The following is a 19,850-nucleotide window of genomic DNA, read 5'->3' as shown; positions in this document are numbered from 1 at the left end:
GGGGCCGACTAACGTAACGAGCATGCTCTTTCCCCCGCTTGTCGAACCGGCCTCGCGGCTCGGTGACGCAGAGGCGCGCCGGTCGGCACGGCAGCGGAGGCTGCCCGAAATCGGCGAGGTCGGGCAGCGCCGGCTCGCCGCGGCTCGCGTCGCGGTGATTGGCGCGGGCGGCATTGGGTCGCCCGTACTCCTTTATCTAGCTTCGGCCGGGGTCGGCACGATCGGCATCGTTGACGATGACGTCGTCGACGAGTCGAACCTGCAGCGGCAGGTGCTCTTCGGCATCGGTGACGTCGGGCGGCCGAAGTCCGAGGTCGCGGCCGAGCGCATCCGTGCCCTCGCCCCCGACACCGAGGTGCGCGAGCTGCGGCAGTGGCTCACCGCCGAGAATGCCGTTTCGCTGCTCGACGGCTACGACCTCGTCATCGACGGCAGCGACAGCTTCGAGACACGCTACTCAGTAGCCGACGCCTGCGACGCGCTCGGCGTGCCGCTCGTGTGGGGGTCGGTGCTGCAGTTCGACGCGCAGGTGAGCGTGTTCTGGTCGCGGCCGACGGCGGGCCAGGCGATCGGGCTGTGCGACGTGTTTCCCGAACCGCCTGCGGCGGGAACCGTGCCGTCGTGCGCCGAGGCCGGCGTCGTTGGGTCGCTCTGCGGGCAGGTCGGCTCGCTGCTCGTGACCGAGGCCGTGAAGCTCGTGTGCGGCATCGGCGAACCGCTCGTGGGGCGCATGCTCGTGCTCGATGCCCGCACGGCACGCACCCGCGAGGTCGCGCTCGCGCCGGCTGTGGATGCGCGACTGCAGTACGTCCTGCCGGGCGAGCTCGCGTCGCTGCGCGCGTCGCGCGAGGTTGCGCTCGTCGACGTGCGCCGGCCCGACGAGGTCGCAGCCGGCACGATTCCCGGGGCGGCGGCCGTGCCGCTCGACACCCTGCTCGCGCATCCCGACGCGGTGCCCGAGGGCGAGACGATCGTGCTGTTCTGCCAGCTCGGGCCGCGGTCGCGCGCGGCCGGCCGGGCACTGCGGGCGGCGCGCCCCGACGCGCGCGTGCTGCTGCTGGCCGGGGGATACGGCGCCTGGGCGGCGCAGGCGGGCGAAGATGCGCGCCGGGCAGCGTCGGCGACAGAGGGGCCTGGCGCCACGACCGAACCTGGCCCCACGAACGACACTGGCGCCACGAGCAAACCTGGCCCCACGAGCAAACCTGGCGCAGCGAAGGAGTCCGCATGATTGACCTCGAAGCCCACCGGGCGCGCGTGCTCGCCGCAGCGGCGCAGCTGCCGCCGGTCGAGCTGCCGCTCACCGATGCCCTCGGGCTCGTGCTCGCCGAGCCGATCGCGACCCGCTGGCCGGTGCCGCTCTTCGACAACTCGGCGATGGACGGCTACGCCGTGCGCGGGGCCGACGCGACCGAGGGCGCCGTGCTGCGGGTCGTCGCCGATGTGCCGGCCGGCAGCGCAGACGACCCCGACCTCGGCCCCGGCGAGGCGGCGCGCATCATGACCGGCGCGCCCGTGCCGTCGGCCGCCGACGCCGTCGTACCACTCGAGGCAACCGCCGAGGGCACCGAGGTGCGGGCGACGCCGCCCGCGCAGATTACCGTCACCGCCGAGCCGAAGCCGGGTGCGCACATCCGCCGCGAGGGCGAGGACGCGCGCGCCGGAACGGAAGTCGTTGCGGCGGGGACTCGGCTCGGGGCCCGCGACCTCTCGTCGATCGCGTCGGCGGGGCACGACCGGGTGCGCGTGGTGCCCGCGGCGCGCGTCGCGATCATCTCGACCGGCAGCGAACTCGTGCCCCCGGGCGCGACGCCGCAGCGCGGCCAGATTCCCGAATCCAACTCGGTGCTGCTCGCCGGGTGCGTGCGCGAGGCAGGCGCCGAGGTCGCGTCGGTGCACATCGTTCCCGATGACGACGACGCGCTGCGGGCCGTCGTCGAGGGGCTCGATGTCGACGTCGTCATTCTTTCGGGCGGCGCGAGCGTCGGCTCGTTCGACGTCGTGAAGTCGGTGCTCGGGGAGCTGCCCGACGTGCGGTTCGACAAGGTCGCGATGCAGCCGGGCAAGCCGCAGGGGTTCGGCACGCTCCCGGGCGGTGCCCTCGCGTTCTGTCTGCCCGGCAACCCCGTGAGCGTCGCCGTCTCGTTCGAGATGTTCGTTCGCCCGGCGCTGCTCCAGCTCGCGGGGGTCGCCCAAATCGACCGGCCCCGCGTGACAAGGCGCGCGCTCGCGGCGTGGAAAACCCCGGTTGGCCGAGCGCAAGTGCTCCCCGTTGTGCTCGAGGGCAATGGCGTTCGCCCGTCGGCGCGCGGCGGCAGCGGGTCGCACCTCGTCGCCTCCCTGGGTCGCGCCGAAGCCTACGCGCTGATTCCCGCCGACGTTGAACGGGTCGAAGAAGGAGACGACGTGATCGTGATGGAGCTCACATGACCAAATTCACCCACCTCGACGATGCCGGAAACGCGCGCATGGTTGACGTCACCGAGAAACAGCCGACCGTGCGTTCGGCGACCGCCGAGGGGTTCGTGCGCTGCGCCCCCGAGGTCGTCGCCGCGATTCGTGACGGCGCCGTGCCAAAGGGCGACGTACTCGCCGTCGCCCGCATCTCGGGCATCGCCGCCGCGAAACGCACCCCCGAGCTGCTGCCGCTCGCGCACGTGATCGGCGTGCACGGCGCGGTCGTCGACCTCGAGGTGACCGACGAGGGCGTGCGCATCGAGGCGACCGTGCGCACCGCCGACCGCACCGGCGTCGAGATGGAGGCGCTCACCGCGGTGTCGGTTGCGGCGCTCGCGTTCGTCGACATGGTCAAGGCGCTCGACAAGGGTGTGGAGATCTCGAACGTGCGGCTGCTGCGCAAGACTGGCGGCAAGAGCGGGGAGTGGCGGCGGCCCGAATGATCGGCGCGATCGTGCTCGCGGGCGGGCGCGCTTCGCGGCTCGGCGGGGCCGACAAGGCCGCAGTCTCGGTCGCGGGGCGGGCGCTCGTCGACTACGCGTACGCGGCGGTGTCGGGATGCTCGCCGGTGGTCGCGGTCGGCCCGGCATCGCTCGCGCGGCCCGGCGTGACGGTCGTGCGCGAAGAGCCGCCGTTTGGGGGCCCCGTCGCCGCGGTCGCGGCCGGCGTCGCCGCGCTCGAACCCGACGAACCCGACGAGGTGTGGCTGCTCGCGTGTGACCTCCCGCGGGCGCCGGCGCTCGTTGCCGCACTGGCCGGGGCCGCGATTCCCACCGGCCGTGACGGCGTCGTTGCGGTCGACGGCGAGGGGCGGATGCAGTGGCTCGCCGGCCGCTATCAGGTCGCGTCGCTGCGCGCCGCGCTCGCGGCAGTTGGTGAGGTCGACGGGGCATCGATGCGGCGGCTGCTCGCACCGCTCCGACTGCGCGAGGTTGCCGTGGGCGACCTCGCGATCGACCTGGACACCTGGGACGCGATTGCCGCGTACCCTGCGAATGAGTCGGAAACTGCGGAAGGAACATCCGATGGCTGACACACCCGAAGACCTGCAGCGGTGGGTCGACACGCTCGCGGAGAAGTTCGGCATCGACCCGAGCGAGGTGCCGACCGGGATGCTGCTCAACGTCACGCGCGACGCGGCCCACGGGGTCGTGCGCCCCGCCGGGCCGATCACGACCTACCTCATGGGGCTCGCCGTGGCGGCCGGCCGCACGCCCGACGAGGCCGCCGAGGTTGCGCGAGAGGCGGTCAGCGAATGGCAACGGTAACGGTGCGCCTGTTCGCCGGTGCCGCCGACGCCGCCGGCACCGAGGAAGCGTCGCTCGACGTGGCCGCGAACGCGGTCGTGGGCGACGTGCGCGCGGCCCTGCGCGAGCGGCACGGTGCCGAGTTCGCCGACGTGCTGTCGCGCTGCAGCGTCATGATCGACGGCCGCCGCGCCGACGACGACGTGCCGGTCGCGGCCGGCGCGACCCTCGACATCCTGCCCCCGTTCGCCGGCGGCTAGGGCCGCTGCCGCACGAGCCTGGTGGCGCTCGTTAGCCGCCGATCGCCGACATCGGGCGGTCGGGCTGCAAGAATCCCGGGTCGTTGATGCCGTGACCCGGCAGCTTCATCTCGATGTTGCTGCGGAGCATGCGGGCGATGTCCTCGTCGGTGCCATTGCCGCGCAGCAGCGAGAGCAGGTCGGATTCGTCGCGCGCGAACAGGCAGTTGCGAATCTGCCCGTCGGCGGTGAGTCGAACGCGGTCGCACGCGCCGCAGAACGGCGCCGTCACCGAGGCAATCACGCCCACCGTCGTCGGCCCGCCGTCGACGAGGAACTCCTGCGCCGGGCTCGAGCCGCGATCGCCGTATGGCTCGAGGTCGAACTCGCGGGTGAGCTGCTCGAGAATCTCTTCGCCGCGCACCATCTCGACGCGCGACCAAATGTGGCCGGCGTCGAGCGGCATCTGCTCGATGAACCGCAGCTGCGCGTCGTGGTCACGGGCAAACCGCAGCAGGTCGCAGAACTCGTCGTCGTTCACGCCGCGCATCGCGACCGTGTTGAGCTTGAGCGGGCGCAGACCCGAGTGTTGTGCCGCCTCGATTCCTGCGAGCACGTCGGTGAACTTGTCGCGCCGGGTGAGCTTCGCGAATCGCTCGGGATTCACCGTGTCGATGCTGATGTTGAGCCGCTCGAGCCCCGCCGCCACGAGGTCATCGATGACGTGATCGAGGCGAATCCCGTTCGTCGTGATTGACACGCGCAGCGGGCCCTCCGTCCCCTCGATGCGCGCGAGCCGGCGCACGACATCGACGAGGTCGGGGCGCAGCAGCGGTTCGCCGCCCGTGAGCCGCACCTCGACGATGCCGAGGCGGGCAAGGATGCGCGCGACTCGCTCGATCTCGTCGGTCGTGAGGATGTTCTGCTTCGACAGCCAGGGCACGCCTTCCGCCGGCATGCAGTAGGTGCAGCGCAGGTTGCACTTGTCGGTGAGCGAGATGCGCAGGTCGCGGTGCACGCGGCCGTACCGGTCGGTGAGGGGCCCGTCGAAGACGTTCATGATGCGAGCGTCCCCAACCCGACCCAGTGCGCCGTGCCGTCGGCCTCGACCTGCTTCTTCCAGACGGGCAGCTCGTGCTTCACCCGCTCGACGACCTCGCGACACACGTCGAACGCGTCGGCTCGGTGCGCGCTCGCGACGGCGCACACGATGGCGGTGTCGCCGACGCGGAGCGCCCCGGTGCGGTGCGACACCGCGATGCGCACGTCGTCGCGGTCGCAGGCGCGGGCGAGTTCGGCGAGCTGCGCCGCGGCGTCGGGATGCGAACTGTACTCGAGCGCGGTCACCTCGCCCGCGGCGTCGGGGTCGTGGTCGCGCACCGTGCCGACGAACACCGACGTCGCGCCCGTCTCGGAGGTCGTGACCGCGTCGAGGTGCGCCGCGACGTCGAGGGGTGCGGCGGAGATGTCTGCCGTGACGATCATTCGTGACCGCCCCCGCCGAGCTGTGAGACGACGTGGCCGGCGATCTGCAGGATGATCGGGATGCCGTCGCGCACCGCGCCGGGGGAACCCGGGAGATTCACGACCAGCGCGTTGCCGCGGATTCCCGCCCGTGCCCGCGAGAGCATCCCCTGGGGCAGCTTCGCGATGCTCGCGGCGCGGATCGCCTCGGCGATGCCGGGGAGCTCCTTGTCGAGCAGCGTGTCCATCGCCTCGGGGGTGACGTCGCGCAGTGCAATGCCGGTGCCACCCGTGGTGACGACGAGGCGGGCGCCGGCGTCGATCGCGTCGGCGACGGCCGCGCGGATTCCGTCGATTTCGTCGGGCGTGACCGTGACCTCGGCGGGCCAGCCGGCCTCGGCGAGGAGCTGCACCGCGAGCGGGCCCGATTCGTCGCGGCGCTGACCCGTGGCCGAGCGGTCAGAGACCGTGACGACCGCCGCGCGCGCTGCGAGATTGCCCATCTGGCCATCCTACGCGCCGGCTGCGGACGAGCTTGGTGAGCGGGTGAGCGGGTGAGCGGGTGAGCGGGTGAGCTGGGCGAGCGGGTGCATCCTGCGGTGGCCGGGTGCATCGTGTGCGGTACCGCCGGTCGCCGGAGGATGCACCTACTCGGGCCAGCAGCGGACGGCAGCGATATCGCGCAGCACGCCACTGGGGGATTAACGGCGCGACACCGGGGCGTCGCTTGGCAGTGAGACAATCACCCCGATTTGACCGACCGCCTGCCTGCCAACGCCACTGCGGTGTTGTGACGAAGGAGCCCGGAGCACGTGCAGACGCACCCGACCCCCGATGCTGACGTCCCAGACGATGGCGCCCCTGACGCCAGCAACACCGACGCCAGCACCTCAGACGACGCCAACGCCTCAGGTGCGGCAACCCCCGACGCGGCAACCCCAGACGCGGCGGCCCCTGGCGCCGCAATCCCTGCCGCAGCAACACCAGACACCACCAACGGCACAGACCCCGCACCCCACGCGAGCGATCAGGCGCCGCTCACGCGCGGCCACCTCGCGCCCGAGCCACGCACGCTCATCGACGTGCTGCGCGCGACGGCTGAGGCGCATCCCGAGGCCTCCGCGATCGACGACGGCTCGGCAGCCCTGAGCTACGCGCAGCTGCTTGATGAGGTTGAGGCGACGGCGGATGCGCTCCGCGACTCGGGCGTGCGGCCGGGCGACCGCGTCGGCGTGCGCGTCGACTCGGGCTCGCAGCGGCTCTACATTGCGATTCTTGCGATCATGCGCGCCCGCGCGGCGTACGTGCCCGTCGACGCCGACGACACGGAAGAACGAGCGCGGCTCGTGTTTGGCGAGGCGCACGTCGCTGGCATCATCGGCAACGACGGCTACGTGCCGCGGCCGGTCGAGCCAGGCGGGGTCGAACCGCCCGAGACGCCGATCGACCGCGACGACCCGGCGCTCGACGACGATGCCTGGATCATCTTCACGTCGGGCTCGACGGGTGTGCCGAAGGGCGTCGCGGTGACGCACCGCTCGGCCGCGGCGTTCGTCGACGCCGAGGCGAACATGTTCCTCCAGGCCGACCCGCTCGGGCCCGGCGACCGCGTGCTCGCGGGGCTCTCGGTCGCGTTCGACGCCTCGTGCGAAGAGATGTGGCTCGCGTGGCGTCACGGCGCCTGCCTCGTGCCGGCGCCGCGCGCGCTCGTGCGCTCGGGCGAAGACCTCGCGCAGTGGCTCGTGCGCCAGAGCATCTCGGTGGTGTCGACCGTGCCGACGCTCGCGGCGATGTGGCCCGCCGAGGCGATCGAGAACGTGCGTCTACTCATCTTCGGTGGCGAAGCCTGCCCGCCCGAGCTCGTCGCCCGACTCGTCGACGACGAGCGCGAGGTTTGGAACACGTACGGCCCGACCGAGGCGACCGTTGTGTCGTGCGGCTGCCGCCTCGACGGCGTGAACCCCGTGAGCATCGGCCTGCCGCTCGACGGTTGGGACCTCGCGGTTGTCGACCCGGCCGGCACCCGCGTTGCCCCGGGAGAACAGGGTGAACTCATCATCGGCGGCGTCGGCCTCGCTCACTACCTCGACCCCGCCAAGGACGCCGAGAAGTACGCGCCGATGCCGTCGCTCGGCTGGGAGCGCGCGTACCGCTCGGGCGACCTCGTGCGCTACGAGGAGTCGGGACTCATGTTCCTCGGCCGCGCCGACGATCAGGTGAAGGTCGGCGGCCGACGCATCGAGCTCGGCGAGGTCGAGAACGCGCTGCAGGACCTCCCGGGCGTGACGGCGGCCGCCGCGGCCGTACGCAATAGCGACGCGGGCGTGCCCGTGCTCGTCGGCTACCTCGTCGTCGAGGGCGACGAGGAGCTTGACCGAAAGTACGCCCGCGAGTTCCTCGCCGACCGCCTCGCAGCCGGCGTCATGCCGCTGCTCGCGGTGGTCGAGTCGCTGCCGATCCGTACGTCGGGCAAGGTAGACCGCGCCGCGCTGCCGTGGCCGATCCCGGGCGCGGCCGCGGGGGAGGGCCTTGACGGCGCCGCGGGACTCGACGGCACCGAACGCTGGCTCGTTGAGCAGTGGCAGTCGGTGCTCGGCGTGCCCGTGCCGAGTGTCTCCGCCGATTTCTTCGACCTCGGCGGTGGCTCGCTCGCGGCGGCGCAGCTCGTGTCGCGCATCCGCACCCGCGTGCCCGAGTTCACGGTCGCCGACATCTACGACGTGCCCCGCCTCGCCGCCATGGCGAAGGCGATCGCGGCGACGCAGGAGCACGCCGACCCCGACAGCTACCACCAGCCGCGCCCGACGCCCCGCCGCACGCAGTGGGCGCAGACCCTCGCGGGCATCCCCCTGTTCATCGCGAGCGGCGTGCGCTGGCTGCTCTACCTGCTCACGGGCACGACGCTGCTGCGCGCCCTCGACGCCGACGCGTTCGCCGCGCTGCCGAGCGCGCCCTGGTGGGTGCTCATCGTCGGGCTGCTGCTCGTCTCGACCCCGTTCGGTCGCATGGCCTTCGCGGTGCTCGTCGCGCGCATCCTGCTCGCTGGCGTGAAACCGGGCGACTATCCGCGCGGCGGCGCCGTGCACATGCGCCTGTGGCTCGCCGAACAGTTCGCGACGCAGATCGACGCCGTCGGCCTCGCCGGCGCCCCGTGGGTGACGGTGTATGCCCGCGCGCTCGGCGCGAAGATCGACCGCGAGGTGAGCCTGCACTCGCTGCCCCCGATCTCGGGCATGCTCGAGATCGGTCGCGGCAGCGCGGTCGAACCCGAGGTCGACCTCACCGGCTACTGGATCGACGGCGACCTGCTGCGCCTCGGCGGCGTGCGCATCGGCCGCAACGTCACGGTCGGGGCGCGCTCGACGCTCGCGCCGGGCACCCGCATCGACGACGGCGCCGAGATCTCGCCGGGCTCGGCCGTGTTCGGGCGGGTGAAGCCCGACCAGCTCTGGGCGGGGTCGCCCGCCGTGCGCATCGGCGGCGCGAAAGACTCGAAGCGCCGCAAGGCTGCCGAGGGCTGGCCGAAGGGCACCGCGCCGCAGGTCCGCGCGTGGAAGTTCGCGTACGGATGCTCATCGGTGACACTCGCGCTGCTCCCGTTCGTCGCGTACGCCGTCGGCGCGCTCGTGCTCAGCACGGGGATGCGCGGCGCCGAAACGCTCGCGGCCGGGTTCCTCGGCGCGCTCGCCTGGCTCGTGCCCGCCGTGCTCGCGGCCGGCCTCGTCTACGCGGGTGGGGTCGTCGTGCTCGTGCGGTGCTGCTCGATCGGCGTGCGCGAGGGCACCTACCCGGTGCACAGCCGCGTCGGCTGGCAGGTGTGGACCACGGAGCGCCTCCTCGACGCCGCCCGCAACTTCCTGTTCCCGCTCTACTCGAGCCTGTTCACCCCGGTCTGGCTGCGGATGCTCGGGGCGAAGGTGGGCAAGAACGTCGAGGCTTCGACGGTGCTGCTGCTGCCAAAGATGACCCGCATCGACGACGGCGCGTTCCTCGCCGACGACACGATGGTCGGCTCGTACGAGCTGCACCGCGGCTGGCTGCGCGTCGGTGAGGTGCGCATCGGCAAGCGGGCGTTCCTCGGCAACTCTGGCATGGCGCAGCCGGGCCATCGCGTGCCGAAGAACTCGCTCGTCGCCGTGCTTTCGGCCGCGCCGTCGAAGGCGAAGTCGGGGTCGTCGTGGCTCGGCTCGCCGCCGGTTCGACTGCGCCGCGTGACGCAGGAGGGCGCCGACGAGCGCACGTACAACCCCGGCGCGCGCCTGCGCATCGCGCGCACGCTCTGGGAGCTGTGCCGCATCGTGCCGGTGATCGTGTCGCACGGGCTCGGCGTCGCCGTGCTGTTCACCTTCGCCTGGCTCTGGATAAGTACGGGTTGGGTCTGGTCACTCCTGCTCTCGGGCGTCGTGATGCTCGCGGCCGGCGCGGTCGCGGCGCTCATCACGACGATCGCGAAGTGGGTGATCGTCGGGCCGATCCGCGCCGGCGAGCAGCCCCTGTGGTCGAGTTTCGTGTGGCGCACCGAGGTGAGCGATACGTTCACCGAGATGCTCGCGGCGCCGTGGTTCGCGCGCGCCGCCGTCGGCACGCCCGCGATGGCCGTATGGCTGCGCACGCTCGGCGCGAAGGTCGGCCACGGCGTGTGGTGTGACTCGTACTGGCTGCCCGAGCCCGACCTCGTCACCCTCGGCGACGGCTCGACCGTGAATCGCGGCTGCGTCGTTCAGACCCACCTGTTCCACGATCGCATCATGAGCATCGACGCCGTCGAGCTCGGTGCGGGCGCGACGCTCGGGCCGCACAGCGTGATTCTTCCCGCCGCCTCGATTGGCGACCACGCGACCGTCGGCCCCGCGTCGCTCGTCATGCGCGGCGAACAGGTGCCGGTCGGCTCCCGGTGGAGCGGGAACCCCATCGGCCCGTGGCGCGCGGTGAAGGCGCGGGCCTATCAATCGACGAAGTAGCGCATCCGGTGCCCTTGCCCAGCCGACGACCCGACCCATCCGATGACCTGGCCGTCGCCCACCGCGTAGGCTGCAAGTCGCTCCGCCCTCGTACCGAAACGCGCTGATGATCACTCCCGCCACCACCCACCGCGCCCCGCATCCCTATATGCCCGACACGGGCGACCCGCGCTATGCCGTGCGGCACTACGCGCTCGACCTCGATTACACGCCGCGCACGAACCGGCTCGACGGCACGGCGACGCTCGACGTCACGGTGCTCGCCGAGACGAAGGCGCTCAAGGTCGACCTCATCGGGCTCAAGGCCGCGAAGGTGCGGGTGAACGGCCGGGCGCACAAGCAGTTCACGCAGTCGCGCCGCGCAGTGCAGGTGAAGTTCGACGCGCCGCTCGCGCCCGGCACCGAGTTGCGGCTTGAGCTCGACTACGCGGGCCGGCCCGCGCCGTACCGCTCGCGCTGGGGCCACATCGGTTGGGAAGAGCTCGACAACGGCGCCCTCGTCGCGTCGCAGCCGATCGGCGCCCCCACCTGGTTCCCGTGCAACGACCGCGTTGACGATCGCGCGACCTACGACGTGCGCTTCACCTGCGACCGCGAGTTCTTCGTCGCAATCACGGGCACGCAGGGGCACGTGCGCACCCGCGGCGGCAAGCGCGCCTGGACCTTCGCGAGCGGCGTGCCCACCGCGACCTACCTCATGGCGGTGCACGTCGGTGAGTATCGCGAGTATCCCCTCGGCACGGGCCGCGTCGTGACCCCGGCCGCGCAGTGGCCCCGCGTGCGCCAGGCGTTCGCGCCGCTGCCCGACATGGTGCGGGTGTTCGAGGAGTGGTTCGGCCCATACCCGCAAGAAGACCTCACGACGGTCGTCACCGAAGAAGACCTCGAGATTCCGCTCGAGGCGCAGGGCATGGCGACGTTCGGCGCGAACCACTGCGCGCCCGAGGAGCAGCGGCTCATCGCACACGAGCTCGCGCACCAGTGGTTCGGCAACAGCGTCGGCATCGCGAAGTGGGAGGACATCTGGCTCAACGAGGGCTTCGCCTGCTACTCGGAGTGGGTGTGGTCGGAGGCCTCGGACGGCCCGAGCATCGGCGACTGCGCCGAGCTCCACCACGGCAAGCTCGCGCGGTTGCCGCAGAATCTCGTGCTCACCGACCCGGGTGAGCGCGACCTCTTCGACGACCGCGTGTACAAGCGCGGCGCGCTGCTGCTCGAGACGCTGCGGCGCCGCCTCGGTGACGAGCCGTTCCGCACCCTGCTGTTGCGCTGGGCCACCGAGCGGCGCCACCGGCTCGCCATCACCGCCGACTTCACGGCGCTCGCGGTCGAGGTCGCGGGGGAGTCGCTCGACGAGGTCTGGCAAGCCTGGCTGTTCGACACTGCGCTGCCGCCACTTCCCTCCGCGAACTGAGGCCGAGCGCGGCTGAGGGGTTCGGGTCGGCCTAGCTGCTCGGGGTCGGTCTAGCTGCTCGGGGTCGGCCTAGTTACTCGGGGCCGGTCGGCGCGCGACCGCGACGATGAGCGGATACGCGGGGGCACCAAGCGCGCGGGTCACGACCTCGAAGTCGTCGGCGCGCGGGTGCTGCCAGTCGCCGCGAAGCCCCGTGCCGCGCGCCTTCGCGATGGCCTCGAGGCGCGTCCATTCCGCGACGGCGCGGTCGGGGCGGTGGCCGGCACCCCAGCCGAGCGACTCCGCGACCGCGCGCCGGGTCAACTCGGTGTCGGGCTCGGCGTCGATGCCGAACTCGGCCGAGCCCGCGGGCGCGACGGCGGTCACGGCGTATCCGCCCGCGTAGCTCACGCTGACGAGGGGCGCGCCCGGGGCGTCGAGGCGCAGCTGCCCGTGCGTCGCGCTGCCGCACGCCGCGCACCGCTGGGCGAGGGGCGCGTCACGAAGCTGATCCGCGCAGGGCGACTCGGCGAGGAGCATCCGCAGGAGGCCACGCGACACATCGCGCCGGGGCCTCGCGTCGAGCGGAGCCCACGCGAGGCGAGTGCCGTCGGGCAGCGCGACGACCCGCGGCCATCCCGGCTCGAGGCTGGTCACGGTCAGCTGGCGAGCCCGAGCTCGTCGACGACGCCCACGACTCGCTCGCGCGCAGCGTCGTCGAGTCCGAGAATCGGCAGCGGTAGGCAGCGCTCGGGCGCGAGGCCGAGGTGCTCGGCGATCGCCGCGGTGACGCGCAGGCTGCCGAACTCGGCGAACAAGTCCCACACCGGCGCGAGCCGCTGCGAGGCCGCGAGCGCGGCGTCGACGTCGCCCGCGGCGGCCGGCCGCGAGATCGCGAGGGTCGCGGCCGGGAGCGTGCCGCCGATGACCGAATACCAGGCGTCGCAGCCGGCGAGCAGCCCGCGGGCGCCCGCGGCGTCGCCCGAGACGCCGATCGACACGGTGTCGGGCACGACGGCCCGGATGCGCGCGACGCGTTCCCGCGCCTTGCCGAGGTCGGCGGGCACAGCGGGAATCTTGATCGACGCGACGCCCGGGAGCTCGGCGATGCGCGCGTAGAGCTCGGTCGAGAACGTGAAGTGGGTGGTGCCGGGGTTGTCGTACGCGATGACGGGGAGGTCGGTCGCGTCGGTGACCGCGCGGAACAGCTCGACGACGTCGTCGTCGGTGAGCGGCTGGTACGTCATCGGCGCGAGCAGCACGCCCGCGGCGCCCGCGCGCTCGGCGCTCGCGACGTTCGCGAGCACGTGGGAGGTGCGCAGCGCGCCGACGCCGACGAATACGGGCGTCGTGCCGGCGTGCTCGACGGCGAGGCGGGCGACCTCGGCCCGCTCGGCGGCGTCAAGGTACGCGTACGAGCCGGTCGATCCGAGCGCGGTGATCGAGTCGACGCCCGCGGCGCTGAGTCGCTCGACGAGGGCCGCGAACGCGGCCGTGTCGACGTGGTCGTCGCGCAGGGGCGTGAGCGGGAAGGCGCTAAGGCCGGTGATTGCGGTGGCCATGTGGGCTGCTCCTTGGAGGTCAAGGCGGTTCGGTGTCAAGGCGGTGCGGGTCGCGGCGGTTCGGCGTCACGGCGGTGCGACTGCGGTGTGCGTGGCCGGCCGGGCGGCGCATCCGCTTATCTTTGCAGGCCGCGGCACCTTGCCGGCTGTGGCGCCGTGCCGACCGTGGGGCCGGTGGCCCCGGTCGCACCGTAACCCCGCACATCCGGCCCCTACGCGACGAGCGCGACGCCGCCGAGCGCGATCGAACCGACGAGCACGGTCGACGCCGTCGCGAGCGCGAACGGCCGCAAGCCAACCCGCGCGAGGCGCGCGAACCGCACGCCGCAGCCGAGCCCGAACATCGCCGCGGCGAGCAGCCCCGTCTGCAGCACCTGCGCGATCGAGAGCGCGGCGTCGGGGATCGGCACGAACGAGCCCACGAGCACGAGCGCGAGGAACCCCGCGACGAACCACGGCACGATCGGCGGGAGCTTCGGGCCGTCACTTGCACCTGGCTCCGCGTCGCGGCCCGCCGCCGCGCGCACGCGGCGGCGCTCGCGCAGGCTCACGACGGCCATGACCGGCGCGAGCAGCAGCACTCGCGCGAGCTTCACGAGCACGGCCACGGCGAGCGCGCCGCCGCCGAGCGTGCCGCCGATCGCGACGACCTGTGCGATCTCGTGCGTCGCGCCGCCCGCCCACATGCCGGCGAACGTCGAGTTGAACCCGAACGCGCCGGCGAGCGCGGGCAGTGCGAAGATGAGCGCCGTGCCGAAGAGTACGACGAGGGCGACGGCCGTGACAGTGTCTTCTTCGTGCTCGTCGTCGGGGTCGGTGACGCCGGCCGTTGCCGCGACCGCGGCCGCACCGCAGATCGAGAACCCGCACGCGATGAGCAGCCGCAGGCGCGGCGCGACCCCGAGCATCCGCCCGAGCAGCAGCGTGCCGCCGATGCCGAGCGCGACGATCGTGACCACGACGCCGAGCATCGGTGCCCTGAGCGCAGCGATGTCGGCGAGCGAAAGCTGCAGTCCGAGCAGCACGATGCCGACGCGCAGCAGCTGTTTCGCCGAGAAGTCGACGCCCGGCGCCACGACGGCCGGCATCGGCACGACGTTCGCGACGACGATGCCGAGCACGATCGCGATGAGCAGCGGGCTCGTCCCTGGCAGCAGCAGGCTGAGGCCGTACGACGCCGCGGCGGCGAGCAGGCAGGCGGCGACGCCGGGTGCTCGGGCGGCGAGGCGGGCAGTGGCGGATGCGCGGGCAGGGAACGAGGGGGCGTTGGTCGTGGACATCCACTCAAGGGTCCAGGCGCCGTCGGATTGCCGGTAGAGGCACCTTTCGGCAGGGGTACCGGCTGAGCCGGTAACTGCGGCACCCAGGATGCGTGAAGAAGCTCTTGGGAATACCCGGCCGCGCTTGCGCCTTGAACTCCCCGGCGGCGCGTCCGCGTCGCTGTCCCTCCCACAAATCAAGGAGTACCTCTGTGACGACTATCGGCTACATCGTCGGCAGCCTCTCGAGCACGTCGATCAACCGCGCCCTCGTCGAGGCGATCGCGAAGCTCGCGCCCGAGGGCGTCGAGTTCACCGAGATCTCGATTCGCGACCTGCCGTTCTACTCGGAGGACCTCGAGGCCGAGTTCCCGCAGGAGGCCACCGACTTCAAGCGCGCGATCGAGTCGGTCGACGGCGTGCTCATCGCCACCCCCGAGTACAGCCGCTCGATTCCCGGCGTGCTGAAGAACGCGTTCGACTGGTCGACGCGCCCCTACGGCAACATGTCGTTCAACGGCAAGCCGGTCGCGATCATCGGGGCCTCGGGCGGTCCGATCTCGACCGCCGCGGCGCAGCAGCACCTGCGCGCGATCATGGGCCACTTCAACGCCGTCGTCATGGGCCAGCCTGAGGGCATGATCCAGATGGCGCCGGGCCTCATCGACGCCGACCGCAACATCACGAACGACGGCACGCGCGAGTTCCTCACGGCGTACCTCACCGCGTTCGTCACCCTCATCGAGCGCGTCGAGAAGGCGCGCGCGTAGCGAGACCGCGACGCCGGCGTGCCGACTATTCGGCGCGCCGGCGCGACGTCGCGAGCACCCCCGCCGCGAGCACGGTCACGAGGCCGGCGAGCGGCACGACGAGCAGCGCGACCCGCAGCGACACGACGTCGGCGACGAGGCCGACGAGCGGCGGCGAGCAGAGGAACCCGAGCCGCATGAGCCACGAGACAATCGTGAGCCCCGTGCCCGCCCGCAGGCCCGGCAGTTCGTCGGCGGCGTGCATCGCGGCCGGCACGAGCGTCGCGACGCCGAAGCCCGCGGCGGCGAACCCGGCGATCGTGCCCGGCACCGTCGGGAACGCGAGCGCGAGGCCCATCCCGACGAGCACGATGGCCCCGCCGAGGCGCGCGACCGCCCGTTGCCCGAAGCGATCAACCATGCTGTCGCCGAGTATCCGCCCCACAAACTGCGCGCCGACGAGCGCGATGAACCCGAGCGACGCGAGCGCCGCCGGTGCGCCGAGCGAGTCGCCGAGGTAGAGCGCCGCCCACGAGCTGCCCGAGTCCTCGACGCTCGTGCCGGCCATCGCGATGAGCACGAGCAGCACGAGCATGCCGACCGTGCGGCCGGTGACCGCGGCCTTCGGCGCCGGGGCCGGGACGCTCCCGGTCGCGGTGGGAACGACCTCGTCGTCGCGCCCGGGCAGGCGCGAGCGATAGGCCGCGAACGCGACGGCACAGAACACGATCCCCGAAATGCCAAGGTGTACCGGGAGTGGCAGCCCGAGCGCGATCGCGCCGGCCGACATCGCCCCGCCGAGCACCGCACCGATCGACCAGATCGCGTGGAACGAGTTGATGATCGACCGGCCGAAGCGCCGCTGCACGCGCAGCCCGTGCGCGTTCTGCCCGACGTCGGCGAGCGCATCCATCGCCCCGCCGAGGAACAGCGCGAGCATCAGCAGCACGACGTTCGGCGCGAGCCCGGCGGCGAGCAGCGCGAGGCTGATGCCCAGCGTCGCGCCGCACGACACCGCGGACGAACCGAACCGGCGAATCGCCGCCGCGGCCGCGAGCCCCGCGACGATCGCGCCGAACGGGAACGCGATGACGACGAGGCCGTACGCCGTGTTGTCGAGCGCGAGCTGCGCCTTCAGCTCGGGCAGGCGCGGAATCAGGTTCGCGAACAGCGCGCCGTTCGTGAGGAACATCGCGGCGACGGCGAGCCGCGCACGCCGAGCGGTCGAGTCGGGGCCTGGCGTGCGTTCGGTCATGTGCGCGATCGTAGCGGTCCGGTCCGGTCCGGTGCGGCGATGCGGGCGCGGCGATACAGACGGTGCGCTGCGGGCGCGGCGAACTTGACGCGCGCCGCCACGCCGAGAAGACTTGTGACGACCATTGGAGCTGCATGACCCACGCTCGAACCCAGCCGAAGCGCACCGGCGTGCCGAAATGGCTGCGCATTGTCTTGCCCGCCGCGCTCATCCTCGTCTGGCTGGTCGGCGCGAGCATCGGCGGACCATACTTCGGCAAGGTGAGCGAGGTGTCGTCGAACGACCAGACCGCGTACCTGCCCGAGTCGGCCGACGCGACGCGCGTGCAGGAGCTCGCGGCCGACTTCACCGACGCCGACGTGCTGCCCGCCGTCATCGTGTTCACCGCCGACACCGAGCTCGACGAGGCGGCCCTCGCCGACCTCGGCGACGCGATCGCCGCGCTGCCCGAGCTCGAGGGGGTCGCCGACGAGGTCTCTCCCGTGATTCCGAGCGACGACGGCCTCGCGGCGCAGGCGTTCGTGCCGATCGCGAGCGACGCCGACATCGGCGACGTCGTCGAGGCGATCTCGGCGAAGCTCGACGAGGTGGCCCCCGACGACGTCACGGCGTACGTGACCGGGCCAGCCGGATTCTCGGCCGATCTCATCGAGGCGTTCTCGGGCATCGACGGCGTGCTGCTGCTCGTCGCGCTGCTCGCGGTGTTCGTCATCCTCATCGTCGTGTACCGCTCGCTGCTGCTGCCGATCGCGGTGCTCGCGACGAGCCTGTTCGCGCTCACCGTCGCGCTGCTCGCCGTGTGGTGGCTCGCGAAGGCCGGAGTGCTGCTGCTGAGCGGCCAGACCCAGGGCATCCTCTTCATTCTCGTGATCGGCGCCGCGACCGACTATTCGCTGCTCTACGTCGCGCGGTTCCGCGAGGAGCTGCGGCACACGACCGACAAGTGGCGGGCGACGTGGCGGGCCCTGCGCGGCGCGATCGAGCCGATTCTCGCGTCGGGCGGCACGGTCATCGCGGGCCTGCTGTGCCTACTGCTCAGCGACCTGAAGTCGAACAGCACGCTCGGGCCCGTCGCCGCGATCGGCATCGCGTTCGCGATGCTCTCGGCCATCACGCTGCTGCCCGCCGTGCTCTACGCGTTCGGCCGCGCCGCGTTCTGGCCGCGCCGACCGAAGTACGTGCCGGCGCACGCCGAGGGCCCGGCATACGCAGAGGGCGAGGATGAGCGCCCCGCGAGCGAACCCACCGGCGCCTGGGCGCGGCTTGGTCGCGGCATTCAACGCCGCCCCCGCATGATCTGGATCGTGACGTCGCTCGTGCTGCTCGCCGGCGCCGCCGGGGTCACGCAGCTGCAGGCGCACGGCGTGCCGCAGTCCGACCTCGTGCTCGCGTCGTCTCAGGCCCGCGACGGGCAGGCCGCCCTCGGCGAGCACTTCCCGGGCGGCTCGGGCAGCCCCGTCAACGTCGTCGTCGACGCCGACTCGCTGCAGGCGACCGCCGACGTGCTGCTCGAGCGCGACGGCATCGCGAGCGTCGCGGTCGTGAGCGACGCGAGCCCCGCCGGCACCGCGCCGGTCACCGCCGACGGGATTGGCGCATCCGGCCCGCCCGGCGCCCCCGCACCCGAACCCACCGAGGTCGACGGGCAGGTGTTGCTGCAGGGCACGCTCACCGACGCCGCCGACTCCGACGCGGCCCAATCGACCGTGCTCGAGGTGCGCGAGGCGCTCGCCGACGCGGGGCTTGACGCGCTCGTCGGCGGCGTCACCGCCACCGCGATCGACACGAACACCGCGTCGATTCACGACCGCAACCTCATCATCCCGTCAGTGCTCGTCGTGATTCTGCTGATTCTCATGCTGCTGCTGCGCTCGGTGCTCGCACCGGTGCTGCTCGTGCTCACGACGGTGCTCTCGTTCGGCACGGCACTTGGGGTCGCCGCCCTCGTGTTCAACGGCGTGTTCGACTTCCCGGGCGCCGACGCGGCCGTGCCCCTGTACGGCTTCGTGTTCCTCGTCGCGCTCGGCATCGACTACAACATCTTCCTCATGACTCGGGTGCGCGAAGAGACGAAGCTGCACGGCACGCGCGAGGGCATTTTCCGCGGCCTCGCCGTGACGGGCGGGGTCATCACGTCGGCCGGGCTCGTGCTCGCCGCGACGTTCGCGGCGCTCGCGGTGATTCCGATTCTGTTCCTCGCGCAGCTCGCGTTCATCGTCGCGTTCGGCGTGCTGCTCGACACGTTCCTCGTGCGCGCGCTGCTCGTGCCCGCGCTGTTCACCGACGTCGGCCGCGCAGTGTGGTGGCCGTCGAAGCTCGCGCGAAAGGAAAACTCATGACCGATCGATACGTGATCGCGGGTGCCTCCGGCTGATCGGGCGCGCCCTCACCGAGTCGCTGCGCCGCGACGGCGCGACCGTCGTGCGGCTCGTGCGCCGCCCCGCCGAGTCGCCCGACGAGGTGCAGCGGCTCGCGAACTTCGAGCCGCTCGACCCGAGCATCCTCGCGGGCGGCAAGGCGGTCATCAACCTCTGCGGCGCGAGCATGGGCCGCCTGCCGTGGACCCCGGCCTACGCCACGAAGCTGCGCCGCTCGCGACTGCGCCCGACGCGTGTGCTCGCGGATGCGCTGCGGGCGCTCGGCAGCGACGCGCCGGCCTTCGTGTCGGCCTCGGCCCTGCTCGCGGGGCCGGACGTTCGGGTCACGCTACTGCGCACGGCGCCGCTCGTGCACGCCGACGGCGTGCTGAAGCCGCTGCTCAGGCTGACGAAGCTCGGGGTGAGCGGCCCGCTCGGCAGCGGGCGTCAGGTCATGCCGTGGATCTCGCTCGACGACGAGGTGCGGGCGATCCGCCACGTCATCGACACTGGCCTGACCGGGCCAGTGAACCTCGCCGGGCCGACCCCGGCGACGTCGAACGACCTCGGTCGCGAGCTCGCGCAGCGGCTGCGCCGGCCCTATGCGCTGCCGGTGCCGAAGTGGGGCCTGCGGGCCGCGCTCGGGCGCCGCGCTGCCGACTCGCTCCTGCTCGCCGACGCCGACGTGCAGCCGACCCGACTCGTCGAGAGCGGGTTCGAGTTCACGCACCCGACAGTGGCGGATGCGGTGGCCGCGGCGGTCCCCGCCCGCCGCTGAGCCCGGTGCCGCATCCGCGGGTGAGCGCACCGACGCTGAGCTTGCTCCGCCTATCCGCCGCCTCTTTTCTCCGCGAACTGACGGCAATTTGCGGCTTTTCGGTTGAGAATCCCGCAAGTTGCCGTCAGT

Annotated in this window: 18 protein-coding genes; 11 read left to right on the top strand and 7 right to left on the bottom strand. The window is 72.4% G+C overall.

The genetic code is table 11. The features are described from left to right. The first annotated feature begins 22 nt into the window (after positions 1-22). Genes G328_RS0112580 through G328_RS0112555 form a run of 6 tightly spaced genes read left to right on the top strand, consistent with a single transcriptional unit; the run spans position 23 to position 3,964 of the window. Positions 23-1,231, top strand: a complete 1,209-nt coding sequence (locus G328_RS0112580; RefSeq protein ID WP_019619710.1) for a ThiF family adenylyltransferase — start codon at positions 23-25, stop codon at positions 1,229-1,231. Continuing rightward, on the top strand, positions 1,228-2,430 hold the full coding sequence (locus G328_RS0112575; protein WP_019619709.1) for a molybdopterin molybdotransferase MoeA: 1,203 nt from the start codon (positions 1,228-1,230) through the stop codon (positions 2,428-2,430). The genes G328_RS0112580 and G328_RS0112575 overlap by 4 nt, the downstream gene beginning before the upstream one ends. Next, on the top strand, positions 2,427-2,900 hold the full coding sequence (moaC, locus tag G328_RS0112570) for a cyclic pyranopterin monophosphate synthase MoaC (RefSeq protein WP_019619708.1): 474 nt from the start codon (positions 2,427-2,429) through the stop codon (positions 2,898-2,900). The genes G328_RS0112575 and moaC overlap by 4 nt, the downstream gene beginning before the upstream one ends. Beyond that, entirely contained in the window at positions 2,897-3,490 is a 594-nt protein-coding gene (gene mobA, locus G328_RS0112565; protein WP_019619707.1) for a molybdenum cofactor guanylyltransferase, read from the top strand. Before moaC ends, mobA begins: the two co-directional genes overlap by 4 nt. Continuing rightward, positions 3,483-3,725, top strand: coding sequence for a DUF6457 domain-containing protein (locus G328_RS0112560; RefSeq protein ID WP_019619706.1), 243 nt, complete (start codon positions 3,483-3,485; stop codon positions 3,723-3,725). Before mobA ends, G328_RS0112560 begins: the two co-directional genes overlap by 8 nt. Continuing rightward, positions 3,713-3,964, top strand: a complete 252-nt coding sequence (locus G328_RS0112555; protein ID WP_019619705.1) for a MoaD/ThiS family protein — start codon at positions 3,713-3,715, stop codon at positions 3,962-3,964. Before G328_RS0112560 ends, G328_RS0112555 begins: the two co-directional genes overlap by 13 nt. 31 nt (positions 3,965-3,995) lie before the next feature. Here G328_RS0112555 and moaA read toward each other — a convergent pair whose 3' ends face one another. From moaA to G328_RS0112540, 3 genes are read right to left on the bottom strand one after another with little or no spacing between them, the layout of a single operon-like run. Then, the gene (moaA, locus tag G328_RS0112550) at positions 3,996-5,003 is read right to left on the bottom strand and encodes a GTP 3',8-cyclase MoaA (protein ID WP_019619704.1); all 1,008 of its coding nucleotides are present in this window, start codon (positions 5,001-5,003) and stop codon (positions 3,996-3,998) included. Beyond that, the gene (locus G328_RS0112545) at positions 5,000-5,428 is read right to left on the bottom strand and encodes a molybdenum cofactor biosynthesis protein MoaE (protein WP_019619703.1); all 429 of its coding nucleotides are present in this window, start codon (positions 5,426-5,428) and stop codon (positions 5,000-5,002) included. Before G328_RS0112545 ends, moaA begins: the two co-directional genes overlap by 4 nt. Next, positions 5,425-5,910, bottom strand: coding sequence for a MogA/MoaB family molybdenum cofactor biosynthesis protein (locus G328_RS0112540; RefSeq protein WP_019619702.1), 486 nt, complete (start codon positions 5,908-5,910; stop codon positions 5,425-5,427). The genes G328_RS0112545 and G328_RS0112540 overlap by 4 nt, the downstream gene beginning before the upstream one ends. A gap of 462 nt (positions 5,911-6,372) precedes the next feature. Here G328_RS0112540 and G328_RS0112535 point away from each other — a divergent pair, with 462 nt between their 5' ends. Together G328_RS0112535 and G328_RS0112530 are read left to right on the top strand one after the other, a co-directional pair. Further along, positions 6,373-10,368 (top strand): Pls/PosA family non-ribosomal peptide synthetase, encoded by a 3,996-nt coding sequence (locus G328_RS0112535; protein WP_051082919.1) that lies wholly within the window; start codon positions 6,373-6,375, stop codon positions 10,366-10,368. A gap of 106 nt (positions 10,369-10,474) precedes the next feature. Then, complete coding sequence (locus G328_RS0112530) at positions 10,475-11,782, top strand: M1 family metallopeptidase (protein WP_019619700.1); 1,308 nt, start codon at positions 10,475-10,477, stop codon at positions 11,780-11,782. A 69-nt stretch (positions 11,783-11,851) separates the two neighbouring features. Here the strand turns inward: G328_RS0112530 and G328_RS16030 are convergent, their stop codons facing one another. From G328_RS16030 to G328_RS0112515, 3 genes are all read right to left on the bottom strand, one after another. Beyond that, on the bottom strand, positions 11,852-12,418 hold the full coding sequence (locus G328_RS16030) for a 4'-phosphopantetheinyl transferase family protein (protein WP_019619699.1): 567 nt from the start codon (positions 12,416-12,418) through the stop codon (positions 11,852-11,854). Between the two features lie 2 nt (positions 12,419-12,420). Continuing rightward, on the bottom strand, positions 12,421-13,323 hold the full coding sequence (locus G328_RS0112520; protein ID WP_019619698.1) for a dihydrodipicolinate synthase family protein: 903 nt from the start codon (positions 13,321-13,323) through the stop codon (positions 12,421-12,423). 212 nt (positions 13,324-13,535) lie between these two features. After that, positions 13,536-14,603: a YeiH family protein gene (locus G328_RS0112515; RefSeq protein WP_019619697.1), complete on the bottom strand. Its 1,068-nt coding sequence runs from the start codon at positions 14,601-14,603 to the stop codon at positions 13,536-13,538. 191 nt (positions 14,604-14,794) lie between these two features. Here G328_RS0112515 and G328_RS0112510 point away from each other — a divergent pair, with 191 nt between their 5' ends. Then, the gene (locus tag G328_RS0112510; RefSeq protein ID WP_019619696.1) at positions 14,795-15,352 is read left to right on the top strand and encodes an NADPH-dependent FMN reductase; all 558 of its coding nucleotides are present in this window, start codon (positions 14,795-14,797) and stop codon (positions 15,350-15,352) included. 25 nt (positions 15,353-15,377) lie between these two features. On the opposite strand, the gene G328_RS0112505 is transcribed toward G328_RS0112510, so the two are convergent. Beyond that, the gene (locus G328_RS0112505) at positions 15,378-16,586 is read right to left on the bottom strand and encodes an MFS transporter (protein ID WP_019619695.1); all 1,209 of its coding nucleotides are present in this window, start codon (positions 16,584-16,586) and stop codon (positions 15,378-15,380) included. Between the two features lie 134 nt (positions 16,587-16,720). Here G328_RS0112505 and G328_RS0112500 point away from each other — a divergent pair, with 134 nt between their 5' ends. Both G328_RS0112500 and G328_RS0112495 read left to right on the top strand, forming a co-directional pair. Then, positions 16,721-18,925 (top strand): MMPL family transporter, encoded by a 2,205-nt coding sequence (locus G328_RS0112500; RefSeq protein ID WP_019619353.1) that lies wholly within the window; start codon positions 16,721-16,723, stop codon positions 18,923-18,925. A gap of 82 nt (positions 18,926-19,007) precedes the next feature. Next, positions 19,008-19,721, top strand: coding sequence for a DUF1731 domain-containing protein (locus tag G328_RS0112495; protein ID WP_019619352.1), 714 nt, complete (start codon positions 19,008-19,010; stop codon positions 19,719-19,721). Positions 19,722-19,850: the final 129 nt, after the last annotated feature.

It is taken from the genome of [Zimmermannella] faecalis ATCC 13722 (assembly GCF_000381765.1).
Lineage (GTDB): Bacteria > Actinomycetota > Actinomycetes > Actinomycetales > Microbacteriaceae > Gulosibacter > Gulosibacter faecalis.
Note: the sequence above shows the minus strand (reverse complement) of the source record. Positions and strands in the feature narration are given on the sequence as shown.